The sequence below is a fragment of the Anaerobiospirillum sp. NML120449 genome (assembly GCF_023051105.1).
Classification (GTDB): domain Bacteria; phylum Pseudomonadota; class Gammaproteobacteria; order Enterobacterales; family Succinivibrionaceae; genus Anaerobiospirillum.
The window spans coordinates 59,600-75,525 of the sequence record NZ_JALKIL010000017.1; the positions used below are offsets into that span (position 1 = coordinate 59,600).

Here is a 15,926-nt window from a genome sequence, read left to right on the forward strand (position 1 = left end):
TCAGCTCAGGCGGCGGATCAGTTCCTGATGCATGGTCAGGGCTGTGCCTGTTACCTGGCTCAAACCGGTGGTGATCTTCTCATGACAGTGCACCACTCTGACTTCAGAGCGTGCCAGACCGGCTACCGGTACCAGCTCCTTCATCTTAGGCACTTCATCAGGGCCGAGCATAATGCAGATACGATCGACATGCTCCTGATTGAGGCGGCTGAAGAAGTTGATATTGATTTCCTCAGCACTGATTTTAAAGCGGGTACGGGCAGCTGCAGCACGGGTAAGCTCACTTGAAAATACCTCATAGTCATCCTGCAGCGCAGTGCTTACCGCCTCAAGCATCTGTCCATAAGCAGCATCATAGCCATCATTAACCTCCAGCACCTCTGCAAGCTCCGATGGACGGGAGCTGACGCTGCCCTGTGGAGCCCGCGCTGCAATCTGCTCACGGGCAAGCTCTCTGTCTTTTCTTACCTTGTCGGCCAGAGCGTGGAGGTCAGAGCCCGGAGCTGGCAGCCATGCCTGAATCATCTCATCACGCATATTCTCATACAGTGGATGCAGCGCTGACAGATGCTGGGCACAGAGCAGACAAATAACACGGTCATGAGCCGAAGGCGCCAGCAGCTGCAGCTCAATGCTGCGGCGGCTGTCATCATTTTGCTCAGCCATGGTAATAGCACGGGAGACAAAGAAGTTCCTGATACGCTCAAGCTGATGCTGGCTCAGACAGGCTGTTTCTTCACCTGAGGCAACAGATGCTGCCGATGCTGCCAGGGCCTGCTCGTCAGCTCCTGCTGACGGCAGGGCTGGCAGACGGCCTTCCTGGGGCAGTCTGAAGCTGTGAGCCATGATGGCGTCAAAGCGGCGGGCGGTCCTGCTGTGGGCCAGCGGACTGTTGATGGCCATCAGACTGCTCAGCACGGTGACGGCACCGGTCATAAAGTCAGGGCTTAAGGCCGCCATGGTAATGCGGTCCTTAAGCGATAATACGCCCGCGTATTCAAAGTAGCCGCTGTTGCGACGGGCATGACTGTTATCAAGCCAGGAGCTGACCTCAAGCACTCTGGTAATAAACCAGCGCTGCTTTTGCTCAGGCAGCAGGCTGTGCAGCAGCTGCCAGTCAAGAACACCGGACGGCTCCTCACCGCAGGCGCGGCGGCGGCTTAATTCATTGCGCTCCCTGACATAGACATAGTCCTCACCTGCAGTGGTTAAATTGATACCCCAGTCAAAGCTGTCCAGATCGAGCTCCTTTCTGAGCTTGTCCATAAACTCAAAAGCTACCAGAGTGTACTCATTAAACTGCTCATAATGGCTCTCGAGCATGAGCTCTTCACACAGCATGCGCTGGGCTGCTGCCTGATTCTGCTGCTCAGCACTGAACCAGCCCTGATCATGGCTGCTGTGGCACTGCTGATCCTGTGAACCGGATCTGACCTCAGGATTAATGGTAATGCCAGCTGCACAGCGGGCAGCTGCATTACTGTCATCACCAAAATACACCCTTGAGCTCAGTGAGCTTTCAGCCTCACGCAATATGGCAGCAGCCGGAGCACTTACTACATTGTTAATGCGGTGCAGGGCCTGACCCTGTACGGCATCACACTGGGCCACACCACTGACACCAATGGCATGGCCCTGCTCATAAACATGAGCCCTGCCCATAAGATCAGGTCGGGCCTGTGGGGCACTGGCTATGGCCATGGCCCCGGCCCTGGCCCTGGCACTGGTATGCGCGTCTGGCTGAGCCTGGCCTTGAGGCTGTAGCTGAGGCTTTGGCAGAGGCTGTGGTCGCATCAGGCTGGTAATGAGCTCTACAAGGAAGTCCACAGCGGCACGCTCCACGTTTTTCAGGCCTTTGGCATAGTAGCGGCGCAGGGCTGCCGGGGTAGAGCTGGTCTCAAGATGAGCCAGAGTCAGACGGTAGAGCTCAAAGATATGACGCAATACCGTGGTCTGGTGTGATGAGGAACGCAACTGGGCATTAAGGGCACGGCTCATTACCAGCTCCATGCTGTGGGCTGACAGTGAGGTACGCACCGGGGTAGAACCATAGCGCAGCATAAAGTCCAGATACTGGGCGGTACCATGCTGGCGGGTGGCGACCATGCTGGTCTGAGCGGAACCTGGCTCGCCTGCAGGCAGGCCCAGCCAGGAAAAGTCGTCAGCAGCCGTGTTAAACACGGCATAGCGGCTGTAGAGATCAGGCACAAAGTCCTCAATCTGCAGCACAAACTCAGGCAGGGCATCACCAGTGTCCTCAATCTGACTTAACTCTACAGATGAAAAGCGGCCCATTACCCTGTCAGCCAGAGTCTTAACTGTAGCAGCAGCCTCACGGCAGCGCTGCTGAGCCTGACCTACGCGTACGCGCAAGTCAGCTGCCGCCTGCTCAAGAGCACGGCTGCGCTCATCTCCGCCATAGCGTAAATCAGGGTCAGGGCCCAGGCCGGCATAAAGGGTGGTCATGGCATCAGCAGCACTGTCATTATCGAGGTAATCATCACCCTCGCTGCTGTCAGTCATATTCATACCGCTGAGCAGACTCTGCCGATAGCCAGGCATCCCCTCATGTCCAAGATCCTGCCCACTGTCATAGCCAGTGCCTGCTGCAGCGGCAGCACGAGCGGCAGTGCCGTGGTGCTCATCATGAGCACCAGAGCTTCCACCGTATAGCCCTGCTGAAGAGTACAGGTCCTTATTACGGTCAGCCTGGAAATCTCCCTGAGGCTGCTCATTGCCCTGCAGCTGCTCTTGCGACTGCCACTGCCTTTGCAGCTGCAGCTCGCGGCGGCTGCGGGCACGCGATGGCAGCGCAAAGGCATGTGCTACGGCCTCATCGGTACCGGCGTAGAACCTGCTGCGCTTTAAGGTACAGCCCGCCATATCGGCCTGAGCAAAGGCATTACATGCAGCCTCCACCATGGCCTTATCAGGGCTCTTTAAGGTGCTCTGCTCAATACCGGAACTGGCAAAAACAGCACGGGATACTGCAAAGGCACTGTCACAGGCAGCCTGATACTCGGCACTGTTATCCAGTGCTGCCCTGATATCCCCTGGAGCAGCCGGAACTATCACTGGCCACAGCTGCTCAGTACTCAGGGCAGTAAGAGGCTGCAGGCCATTGCCTGGCTGCCATGGAGAGGAGCCGATCGGAGCCACATTACGCCCTGTTACTGCAGTCTGGACATGAGCCTGAACATTAAGCAGATTCTGTCCCAGCATCTGGCCTTGCCCCTGGCCGGATACAGATTCGCTGACTTCTGCCTGCTGGGCCAGCTGCTCGAGGATCTCAGGTGGCAGCAGGGAGCGTTCAATAATGCCCTCACCACCAGTCTGAGCAAAGAGATAGTAAGTATTACGGGCCGCAGCACGCTGCAGCTGCAGTGATACCCAGCCTGAAGTCAGAGCCCCATGCTCTGATACAGCAGCTCGATCATAGGCCGCAGCCGGTCCGGAACTTAAGATACCGGCCCGGGCCAGCTCAGATGATGAATCAGCCCCTAGAGATCCTGCAGCCTCGGCCATGCCAGGCTTACCTGAGCTGAATTGGTCGCCCTGTGCGCCAGAGGCAGCAGCTGCCACAGCAGACGCGCCCTGGGCAGCGGACGTACCATGGGCAGCAGATAAGCTGTGCGCGCCATCTGCGCCCTGCGCCTCAGATAAGCCCTGTGTACCAGGCACGGCCGCTAAGCAGCCGGCCTCGGCCGGGCCGTGAGGGCGTTGCGGGTCGATAAGGCCCGCCAGGGAGTCGAGCATATGGTCACGACTGTTATGTACAGCCTGTTTAATCAGACTTTCTGAGCGCTCTGTGCCCATATTGGCAGCTTCAGCCGCACGGCGGCCGGCACTCTTGTGCCTGTCTCCTGACGGGAATGGATTAATACCAGGCCTGAGGCCACTGCCCTTTCCACAGGCCAGTAAAATAGCCGTCCCGTCAGCTATAGAAGCTGACAGACTGTCACTCTGGCTGTTATAAGGGTTATCCAGGTTGCCCGGCCTGTCCTGGACATCACTGTCCCCATAAAGATCTGACAGGCCGCTTACGTCATAGTGAGCCTGTCTTGCAGCCTCAGCTGCAACCTCTGCAAGGACCGAAGTGGCAGGCACAGTGCCGCCAGCCAGTGCCCCGGCTGATACTGAACCGGTGCCGGCACCTGAAAGTTCGTCAGCTCTGCTGCCTGTCATGCTTTGAGCATCGCGGGCAGCCTTTGCGGCCAGAACGGCCTGCTCGGACTGACTGCCCGGAGCAAAGAGCGCAGCACTTAGCGATGCTTCAATCCTGCCAGCACTGAGATCCGATCCCCATGACCAGAAGGTGGTCCACTCATGGCTTAAATCAGCCTGAGTACGGCTGCCATACAGACCGGCACGCTCACTATTACGGCTCTGGCTGTAAGGGCCATTATGACTGCTCTTAGCTGACTGACTGTGAGTACTGTAAGGGCCATTATGACCAGGCTGCCCCTGCTGGCCACTCAGAGAGTCCCTATCATGAGCACTGCCGTAAGTCCCGCCATCAGCTGCATAGCCTGCAGCATGTGCAGCTCCTGCGGCCAGTACCACACCTGTCTGGCCTGAGCTCCAGGCACCGCGTGCGTCCAGCGGAGCCGGGGCACCGGCAGCTGCGGCTGTGCCGTCGGTGCCGTGCAGAGCTGCGGCAGCCTGCAGAGCACGACGTGAGGCCGGAATGTGGCTGTGGTCGTGATATGGCAGACCCAGATCATCTGAACCCTGGTAATGCATGCGGGCAGCTGCAGTATTAACAGCATCGAGCACAGTACTGATTTCCCTGTTATCCGAGCACAGCAGTACTGTGCTTAACAGAGCCTGCTCATCACGGCTGTTATAACAGACCGCTGCCATTAAATCACTGAGCCATGCGCTTTCATCTTCGTTGTAAAAGGTACGCCATGGCGAATACTGATGCTCACGACGCTCATCATTAAGCCTCCGTGAGGTAAATACAGCCAGCAGGGCCGGCTGACGTACCGATACGGCATCAATCTCCTCAGGAGCTCCCTTAATACTGCGCGCCACTGTGCGTCGCTGAGCTACTGCGGCCGCACCACGGCCGCCAGCAGCCCCGGCCGCACCTCTCCTGGCACTTGCCATGGTCTGAGACTGGCCATGGTCTGTTACCTGAGCAGATTCCTGTAACTGGGCATCTGCGTGTGCTGCGTGGGCCCGCGCCTCTTCATGAGCCAGTTCATTGCCGCAGCCAGCTGACACTCCATGAGCCAGCTCATTGCCACAGCCAGCTGACTCTTCATTAGCCAGTGCATTTCCATGAGCCAATGCATCTGCATGGGCATGGGCAGAAACAGTGGCACTGCCCTCATCGCTGTCGAGCTGGGACTGGTAATAAACACGATCACGCAGCTCCATGGTATCCAGACTGTCACGGGACCTGCGCTGCAGTGAGGACATGACATCACTGCCACAGTGCAGAGCCATGGCTACTGTCCATGCTCCCATGGACGAAGTCAGCGACAGACGGCTCCACTGCGGATCAGTCTGGGCTGCAGAAAATGAACAATGCCCGGCGACAGCTCCAGCAGCTGCACCTGCAGCCGATCCTGCTCCAGGCACAGCGGTGCCGCAATCAACAGCTCCGCAAGCACCAGCACCAGAGACAGGGGCATGGCCAGTCATGGCCCAGGCAGCAGCCCCGGCTGAAAAGCCATCAGCCGCTGCAGATAAGCTGTTCATGCTGACCTGACCACCATTGATATCCGGGCAGAACCTGGTATTGCCTGGGCCACGACCGGTGGCACAGCCAGCCCAGCCCTGGGCCTCAGTACGGATATTAAGCCCGGATCTGACCTCATCGGCCAGAGCGTCATAGCTCTGTGAGCTTAAGGTAGCTGCCAGAGGACGCAGACCAGGTACGTTAAAGGAAGTCTGTACTGAGCTTATGGTCCAGGCAGTAGTCAAATCAGGCTGCCAGCAGGCAGCGCCAGGCAGTAAGGAGCCCTGCAGGGTCGACCATAAAGGTACGGCACTGTTAATACCCTCAAAGCTCACTCCCTGCTGCCACAGAGCCGGGGCAGCAGGGCCGCTTCCCGGGACCAGGCCAGATAAAGCCTGCCCTGCCTTAGCTGCACTGCCTGGCTGAGCAGCATCGTCATGCTGACCGGCATGGTCATTGAGAGCCGCCTGACCTGCCTTGCCATTCATGTCTGTATGGCTGGTCACATAAGCCTGGTCATTAACACCAGGTCCGGAGCTGCCCCCGGCAGCTGCGCCTGTCGCAGGGCCTGCAGCAGATAAAGGAGCCCCTTGCCCATACCCGGCATTAATGGCAGAGGCTGTTGAGCTGCTGGTTGATGCCGCAGCACGGGTGGCGGAGCTGGTGCGCTGCGGCAGCTGCTGCAGGGCCCTGATTAAGGTGCTGTGGCTGTTACCGTCGATACGGGAGCGGCCACGACGGGGAGTTACGGCCAGAGGCTGTACAGGCGAGCCGCTGATGGCGGCACGCTGTGCCAGAGTAGCAAGGCCGCTTACGGCAGCATCCAGAGCTGCATCTTCATACCACTGCTGCTTAAAGGACAGGGAGCAGGATAAGAGCTCATTGCTCTCATCGAGCACCACTGAGCAGGCAGCCTCACGACGGGCCTCTTCTTTAAGACCAGGGGCATGGCTTATCAGCTTTAGTGATCCCCAGGCATGATCCTCAGCCTGAGGGCGGCTTAATACCGATGGCTCAAGCAGCACATAATGAGGCCTGTGCCACACATTGCGCAGCCTTGCCTTAAGCATGCGCTCCCATTGAGCCCACATACTGTCAGCCTTGGCGCGCATACCAGAGCCTCCAGCCCCGGCTCCGCCCCGGCGCAGACCGCCAGTATCAGCAGCCGCAGCTGCTGCACCGGCAGGAGCTGCTGACTGAGCTGATGCAGACGAAACTGCCAGCAGTGATACATTAGCCTCAGGGTCCGCAGCTGCTGATGCAGCACGAGCCGCTGCCCCGGCCGCAAGTATTGAAGACTTATCCATAGCAGAGCTGGCTGGGGCAGACCCGTCAGCAGATGCTGATGCTGATGCTGAAGCTGATGCTGCAGCTGCAGCATTGGCCGCAGCTGCCGCTGGCGCAGCCGGGCTCATGCCCAGAGTTACATTGGCACTGCGACTCCGGCCGTAGCGACGGTAGAAAGAGCCAGGAGCTCCATCAATAAAGCTGCTGTTACCCCATGGACCCCTGCCCTGAGAGGAAATACCAGGCAGGGTGCAGCTGCAGGCCGAAGCAGACTGCAGAGCCAGCAGGGCCTCATGCAGCTGCTCCATGCGCAGCATGGTGGCTGACTGTGATGGAGTCAGGCCCTTACTTAGCATCCAGGCCATCAGCTGACGCTGGCGCTCCTGAGCATGGCGCTCAGTCCCGCCCTGGGCAACACTGACAGCCCGGCCCATGCTATGGGCGCCCGCACCTGAGCTCAGGCTCGAGCTTTGCCAGGAGCTGCCGTCTGCAGTACTGTCCATATGGTCAAGACACCAGTCCCCAAGGGAGGCCAGCAGTGCCAGACGGTTACGGTCAAAGGCCGACAGGGCCTTAAAGGACAGAGCCTGAGCACGCACAGCCGCACCGGCAGGTGACACAGCTGCACTGCCAGCGCCCGCCCCGACAGCTGAACCTGCCAGAGCCTGGGGTCCCGCGCCCGCACCTGCGATATGAGCAGCACGTGCCCCGGCACCGGCGCCGGTGCCGGCGCCAGAGCCGGTACCGGTGCTCCTGTCGGCGCCATGGTCTGCAAGGCTGCGGGCCCAGGCCTCATCAAGGGCATCAGCCTGGGAAAGCAGGCAGGCACGGGCGGCAGCGTCCATGAGCTGCCAGTGGCTTTCATCGCTGTTAAGAGCCAGGCGGGTATCAATACCGTGGTCACGGTACCAGCGTGAGGCAAAGTTATGCAGGGCAGAGGTAAGTAATGGTGCGGCTGTGGTATTAAGGGTCAGCAGACGCAGGGCCGTCTGAGCCTCACAGCGCTCCTGTCGGTTGGCACGCAGAGTGGTAACGCACTGCAGCCAGCGGCGGTCAAAGTCATCAGCAAAGGCACGCCATTTCTTACGGCGCACGAAGGCAGACCATCCTTTTTGTGCAGTGGCATCTACCTTAAAGCCCATACGGGCATTTAAGTACACCTGCATACTGGCAAGAGCAAAGGCAAAGGAATGAAATACAGGTATCTCAAGCTCGGCTGTCAGGGCGCACAAAACCTCAGGGGCCAGCCCAAGGCCCTGCTCAGGGCCGATGGCACCACAGGCCTGACGTGGCCCAAAGCCAATCTGCTCCACGGCATCCAGGTTCTCACGCACATCAAAGCCGTCAAAACCGCCCATGCCATCCAAACCACCAGGGGCGTCAAAACCGCCCAGGCCGTCACAGCCGTCAGCCCCATAAAGACCAGAGGCGCTGTCAGCTTCAGCAGCAGCGTTACCGTCGTCACAATCTGACTGACCTGAGGCACCTGCCTTACCGGCACCACCTGCCTGACCATTCTCACCGTCCTCGCTATCCCTGCAATTACCCCCTGAAGCCATGCCTGCATCGAGGCTGTCACCAGCATCAGCGCTATCCCCGGCACCACGGCCCCTGGCAGACGCAGCATTCTCAGCTGTTACGCCTGACGCAGCGCTCTGACCTGGCGCAGCGCTTTTGCCAGAATCACCATCGTAAACGGTATCACCGGCCTGAACCTCATCACCTGGCACAGCCTTAAGAGCATGAGCCACAGCCGGACGGCGTGCCTTTTCATCAAGGTACACCACCGACGGTAATACATCAGGGCTGTGCAATACCTTCGAGCAGTATTCAAGGGTAATACCCAGTTCATCAAACAGTGATCCTTCATACCATAAAGGCAGAGCATCCCCAGGCACAGCAGTCCCCTCGGCAGAACCAGCAGAACCAGCGGCAGTACCCATGGCAAAGCCATCAGCACCGCCCTGAGCTGCACTATGCGCAGCACCAGCTGTGCCGCCCTGAGCAGCGCCTGGCTGTACCCCCTGTGCAGATGCATATGAAGCCCCCTGTGCTGTCACTGCCGCACCACAGCCTGCCTGAGCATCGCTGAGGCCATCAGCTGCATCAGAGGCACTGTCTCCATTAGCTGCATGAGCATCAATACCCACGCTACCGGCCAGACCTGCTCCACCTGCATTACCAGCTTCGCCAGCAGTACCGGCATATCCTGGCAATACAGTGCCAGGTACAGCTGCGTCTTGCAATGCAGCTCCCGGCAATGGGACACCCGATACGGCTGCCCCAGGCTGAGCCAGGCCCGGCAGGGCTGCTGAGTGCAGACCATACTCACAGCTGTGATGGCTATTATTGGCCTTTGCACTCACGCCCTCCTCAAAGCCCTCAAGGCCACAGGATCTGAGCAAATCGTTAAAGAGCTGCAGATTGCGGCGGGTGGCATTGCGTCTTGCCTGCCATGGCCAGGCACGGGCCAGGGAGGCGGCCGAGTGTGACAGGGCCGAGGTAAAGACAGTGGCGCTCTGACCTGAAGAGCATTGCTCAAGGAAGGTCTGAGGACGCAGCTGCCAGTTCATCAGGGCAGTGCGCTCATCGTCATTGAGGCTTACCTTGCTGAGCTCACAGCGGCCGGGATGCTCAGGGTCGACATTAAGGCGCGAGCGCAGCATATTGTTGAGCTTGCGGGTCTGAGCCGGGGACAGTCTTACCGATTTGGAATACTCACCCTTTAAGGAGCTGTAGAGATCAGCTACCAGCAAATCACTCTGCTCCTGAGAGCAGAAGTGCTCGGCATAATACAGGGCATCATCAATAAGAGAGTCGGCATCAGGTCCTTTGATATCAGCACGGGCCATGGCATAGCCCAGTACGGCTATCTCGAGATCAGAGAGCACAGGCTGCATGCCCAGAGCCAGGATATGCTCAACAGGCTCATCACCATGAGAGGTAATGTTATGGATAAATTCGGCACCATCCATAAAGACGGTGAGAGATTCAGGCCTCTCGGTTACGGTAAAACGGTGCAGCAGCCACGGACTTACTGCCGTGGCATCACTTATGACTACTACATCCCACTGTGATAAAGAACCGGTGATATTGACCTGATCGCAAACGGTAAAGTGAGCAAGGTCCAGATTGGCCACATGCTCACACAGCAGTTCTTCAAAATCACGACTGCCATTAGCTCTGCCCGAGACAATGAGCACCTTTACCGGCCTTGCCAGGCCAGCAGCAGCCCCGGCCCCGGTAAGGCCCTCAGGCCCGGCTCCGGCTGCACCAGCGCCCGCGCCAGCAGCTGATGACTCAGATGCACGCTCGCTTCCGTCCTGATCCCCGACAGCCCCACAGCCGGCATCACTCCCAGCACCGTGCACAGTGCTACCCATGGCCCTGTCCCCAGCCCTCTCCACGGCATCTGCGCCGGCGACAGCCGCACGCGCATCATGCAGGCGCTCCATGGTCAGGGTGGTATACAGCCATACGGCACGCTCTACGGCCAGTGCCTTGAGGTCTATACCGGTCAGGGCATCTACTACCAGCAGAGGCTGGGATGAGGTTACTACCTCAAGCTGCTCAGGAGGCAGGGACAGCAGGGTAAGACGGCGGTCAGCAAGTGGCTTTTGCACAGTCATACTGCCGCGCATGAGTACATCACGGTTATGAGCCGGGGCCGCTGAGCGCAACTCACGGCCGAGGTTAAAGAGCACACGGTTTCTAAACTGGGTAATATCAAGCAGCTGCTCACGCTCGCAGGCCGAGGCCGCAACCAGCTGGGCATCGCCCGGTCCTCCTGCCAGTACACCCTGACGGCTTATCTCACCTGCGCTGCGCTCCTGCAAATCTGCCATGGTGGCAGCAGCCAGATTACTCTCTGCACCCGCACCATCAATGTCTGAAGAGCTGTCATGCCTGCCCGCACCCTCAGATGCAGCGCCGCAGCGGTCCTGAGCACGGCCGCCACCAGCGGCAGCAGGGCCACCGGCTCCACCTTTGCCCAGAGCACGTGGCCTGTCCTGTGCGCTGCTGTCACTGCCGCTCTCTTGTTCCCCGTCACAGGCACAGCTGTCCCCACCAGAGGCATAACTGTCCTCAGTGTAATCATCTTCCTGGTCGTATGCGGCCCCACTGTGGTCAGCACCGGCAGGGGAATGAGCAAAGCCAGGCACGGCAGACGGGTCTGCCTTTGCGCAGCTGCCCGGGCGGGCCTTTTTGCCAGAAGGAGTGGATTTGGCAGTCCTGGCGTCACTACGGGCGGACTGGGCCTTTGCCGGGCTGTCCTTTTCAGACTCACAGGACAGGTCATCAAGCGCACACTCATAGTCCCTGCCCGCGTCAGCAGCTTTGCCAGACTTTAAGGAGCATCCCTGGGCTTTGGAGGCAGCGCGGCCTTTTGAACGGGCCTTGCGCTCACCAGCGCTTTCAGCCGATGCATCAGCGCCTGCGCTGTCGGCATCACACTCGGCGCCAGCACCGTCACCACCCTCATCAGCCACGCGACCACAACTGAGGTAAGACGCAGCCTCACCGTAATGGTATCCCTCTGTAGCACCGGCAGCCTCCTGTGAAGCAGCTGCACCTTTGGCACTGGCTTTGGCGGCAGCGCGGCCCCTTGAACGGGCCTTAATCTCACCTGCGCCCTCAGCAGTTGCATCAGCACCTGCAATGTCGGCACCAGCACCGTCATCACCAACACCAGCCACGCGCTCACCACTGAGGTAAGACGCAGCCTCGCTGTAATGGTCTCCCTCTACAGCACCGGCAGTCTCCTGTGAAGCAGCTGCACCTTTGGCATTGCCTTTGGAGGCAGAGCGGCTTTTTGGACGGGCCTTACTCTCACCAGAGACCTCAGCTGAAGCCTCGGCGCCTGCGCTGTCAGCATCACCCTCGGCGCCATCATCACCAGCCACGCGGCCACCACTGAGGTCATACCCAGCCTCACTGTAATGGTCTTCCTCTACAGCTGCGGTATCCTCCTGTGAAGTTGCAGCGCCTTTGGCATTGGCTTGGGCGGCAGCTCGGCCCTTTGAACGGGCCTTGCGCTCACCTTCAGCCTGAGCCGATGCATCAGCACCTGCGTTGTCGGAACCTGCACCGTCATCACCCTCACCAGCCACGCGACCACCACTGAGGTAAGACGCAGCCTCACTGTAATGGTCTCCCTCTACAGCTCCGGCAGCCTTCTGGGAATCAGCTGCATCTGTGTGAGCCGCTGAGGCTCCAGATACGGCGGCCTGCTGACCTGAAGCGGCAGCACTATGGTCGAGATCTGCACTGTGCTCAGCTGCACCAGCGCCTGGGCCCTTTTTACCTGAGGCGGCTTTTCTGGTCCTGGTGGTTCTGGTGCCTTTTTCTGTCTTTGCGGCCTCAGTGGCACTGGCGGCCTTTGCGCTGCGGGCAGAGCCTGATGCTCCTTTTGTCCGGGCCTGAGTGCTCAGATCAACTTCAAGTTCTCTTGCGTCCTGAGGGCTTAAGATATCCAGCTCACTGTTTTCAGGCATAGGACTGGAGGACTGTACCTGGTCAGCCTGATGTGCTTTGCGATCAGATTTAGTGCTGGTCATGGTGGCCTCCCTTATCCTGGCCTGAATTAGTGTTTACTGACTGATGGCCTGTACGGCCCTGGTGCTGCTCCTGGTCCTCTGGCTCGTCCTCAGGGCTGATACCCTGCAGGTACGACGGCCTGGCTGCAGCTGCGCCTGCTGTGACTGGTGAGGCACCAGCTGAAGCCGATCCTCTGCCATGAACGCCCTGAGCGCTGTGAGCGCTCTGTGCATTCACGGACGATTGAGCTGCCCCGGCAGCTGCTCGATGTGTTGCCGGGGCTGTTGCCGGGCTGGCTCCCGGGCGCTGTTGCTGCCCCTGACCCCCGGATAGTGAGATCTGGCCTGCTGAGGCCTGGGCAGAGTTGGTCTGAGCCGTGACATTGGCGACAGCTGAGGCAGAAGCGTCCTGCTCACCAGACAGGCCTTGCTGTCCTGCCATGGCTGACTGAGCTTCCGCTGACTGAGCCCCCATTTCGGACTGAACGGACATAGCGGACTGAGCTGTCTGAGCGGAATGAGCGTCCTTAGAATGCTCACTTTCCTGAGCGGCCTTAGCCTCGTGGGCCTGAGGGGCACGGCCATGGTCATAGTATTGAGCACCTGAGTACACAGTCTGGTAATAATCCCCTGGTACGCTCTGACCCTGTGCCGCTGCGGCATCCCTGCCATGGCTGTGGCTGGCACTCAGGGCGCTGCCCAGGTCACCCTGGCCGCCCTTGCCTGCATGGCTGGAGTAGCTGTCCTGGCCACCCGTTGCAGCACTGCCGTGGTAGGCAGCGTCAGACAGATCTTCGTGGTGGGCGCTCATGGCGGCAGTGCTGTACTCGTCGTACAGCTGTACTGCTGAACCGTCAGGGTTGAGCATATGCTCAAAGCCCATGCCTGCAGTGGCCTGGGCGTCCCTGGTGTTATGCATATATGCCGGCATGTGGTCCTGAGGCCTTACTGCCGGAGGTGGGTCAGCTGCCGGGCTCTGACCTGACAGTACTTCCTGCCAGTAAGGACCATACAGGGCAATTAGCTCATCTTCAGAGGCATAGTGCTGGCCCGGTGGCAGCTGCTTGCGCGGACGACCACGGCTTCTTTTGACCACATTGCCGTTTTCATCAAGGATAACAGGCAGTACCTTCTTTTCCTGAGGAGGGTACTTGCGTGGGCGGCCACGACCGCGCCTTACCGGCTGCAGGGCCAGATCATCACCAGGGTAGATACCACTGCCCGGGACCGCTGAAGCAGCCTGGGCAAATGGTCCTGACAGAGTCGCACCATGAGCACGGTCTGCTCCACCGGCGCCACCAGGGGCATCAGCACTCTCAAAGGCGGCACCAAAGTAAGGGTCATTACTCAGGGAATGGCTGGTACTTATCCTGATGGCCTTATCACCCACAGGGCGTATGCTGTCATGAGCATAAGCAGGAGCAGAGCCCTGAACTCCGCTATATGAATACCCCGCATGGCTGCCATAGTCTGTATGGACGTAATGGCCGTCATGGCCGGTACGGCCCACAGCGCTGTCAGGGCCGGTACGACCAGGATAAACCTTACTGTCATCACGACCGGCACCGGCCTGACGGGCACCGACCGGGCCTGCATAAGCGCCATCAGAGAAGCCGGCACGGCCCACAGAGGCGTGCTGCCCGAACGTGCCTGCAGCTGCCTGCCTGCCATGGCTGTATATGCCCTGACCTGCCTTGCTGTTAACTGATCCACCTGCCGGACCTGACTGGCCTGCATAATTAGCAGCCCCGCGACCGGCTGCAGCGGCGCCCGCACCTGTAAAGCCAGGAGCAGCGCCCGCACCATAGCCGTAAGCATCCCCTGCACCAACACTGCGGGCCGAAGAGCTGCCGGCCGCAGCTGAACCACCTGCATAGCCGCCGACCGCATTGCCGGCACTGCTGTCATTAGCTGAGTCAGGACCTAACAGACGGTCAGCCTGAGCAAACCAGCGGGCAATAGCATCACTGCCCTGATAGCTGGTGGCTGCAGAGCTGCTGCTGTCGGCCTTACCTGGGGCTGCTGCAGTTGATGATGCTGCATCCCTGGATAAGGCATCTGTGCCTGTATCTGTCCGGGCAGCAGCTGCCCCGGCCCCGCCATGGCGGTATGCCTCGTGCCAGGACTGCTGACCCTTACCAAAGCCCACGCCCTGATGGTCTGACTCCCTGGCACCGGCACCGTGATGGGCACCAGCCCCTGGGGCACTGCCAGCGGCGCTGTCGGACGGGCTCTGGCCATGGTAATTACCTGCAGCGTCTGGTGCGCCACAGGAGCCATAAACGCCAGGGGCAGCATAGTCAGCATGGTCACCATAAGCTGTATGGGCATTATCAGAGCTGTGGGCGCTATGGCTGCTGTATGCCGAATTATTTGAGCCGTAAGCAGCATAAGGGCGGGCAGAGGCAGCCTCAGCGCCCTCATGTCCAGCTGCAGCTGTTACGCCCGAGGCATAACCACGGTATGCGTCACCTGCTGATGCTGCAGCACCTGCTGGTGCAGTACCAGAAGTGGCGGCTGAGGACGGTGCAGCTGTACTGGTGCCCCTGGAGGCGGCTGAACTGTCTGCAGGGATGAGGGTATCAGCAGTGGCCCGGGTGCGGCGGCGGCCGCGTGCCAGGCTGACCACAGGTGTGGTGGCAAGGCGACGGCGCTCCTGAATGTCAGCACCGTTAAACTCGAGATCATCAGGCTGCATCCAGGATAAAAAGTCCCATGGATCCATAGCTGAAGAAGCACTGTCTGCAGCGCCCTGAGCGCCCGGGATAAAAGCCTGAGCACCGTACGCTATTACTGACTGTGCACCAGGACCACTCTCACCGGCACGGGCGGCCGGGGAGCCACTGCGCTGACGGCCGCCACCTGCACCCGGGCCAGAGACGGCTGCGCCAGCAGCCCCTGCCGGGCTCTGGCCAGAACCTTCTGTAAAACCTGATGGCGCTGTGCCATGAGAGCCGGCAGCACTGACAGCTTTGCCAGTACCGGCTCCACGCCCTGCAAAGGCCGATACAGTACCGCCATCAGATCCGGGCAGCCAGCTGTCAAAATCAGCGCTCAGAGATCGGGCTCTTGCAGATCCTGCACTGTTCCTGGCATTGCCTGAGAGCATATTCCAGGTACGCATATCATCAAGGGAGCCAAAGTCATCAGCCAGAGCTGAGTAGTCCTCGCTGTCACTGAGCTCAGAGACAGCACTGGTGCTGTGAGAATCAGACAGGAAGTCCGGGGCTGACTGGTCCACTGAGGAAGGCGAGAATGCAGCGGCAGCGGCGGTGGCAGACTGGTCCCCCTGGGCAAAAAGGTCTGCATCCTGAGCCAGGTCAGCTGCAGCTGCGATCTCATGGGTATCGAGGCCTGCCGGGGCAGTGCCCTCAGCAGGTACGACTGAAGCGGCTTGTGATTTCAGGTCCTGT

General features: G+C 59.6%; 2 protein-coding genes (1 of these 2 cut by a window edge). Both read right to left on the bottom strand.

Annotation, left to right across the window (positions count from 1 at the left end; all coding sequences use genetic code 11):
- A complete protein-coding gene (locus MXE41_RS06610; RefSeq protein WP_247099935.1) occupies positions 1–12,534 on the bottom strand; it encodes a hypothetical protein in 12,534 nt (4,177 codons plus the stop codon).
- On the bottom strand, positions 12,521–15,926 hold the final stretch of the coding sequence (locus MXE41_RS06615; protein WP_247099936.1) for a hypothetical protein. 11,159 nt of this gene lie beyond the right edge of the window; the window shows 3,406 of its 14,565 coding nt (coding positions 11,160–14,565); its start codon lies off the right edge, out of view — the gene reads right to left on this strand; it ends in the stop codon at positions 12,521–12,523. The genes MXE41_RS06610 and MXE41_RS06615 overlap by 14 nt, the downstream gene beginning before the upstream one ends.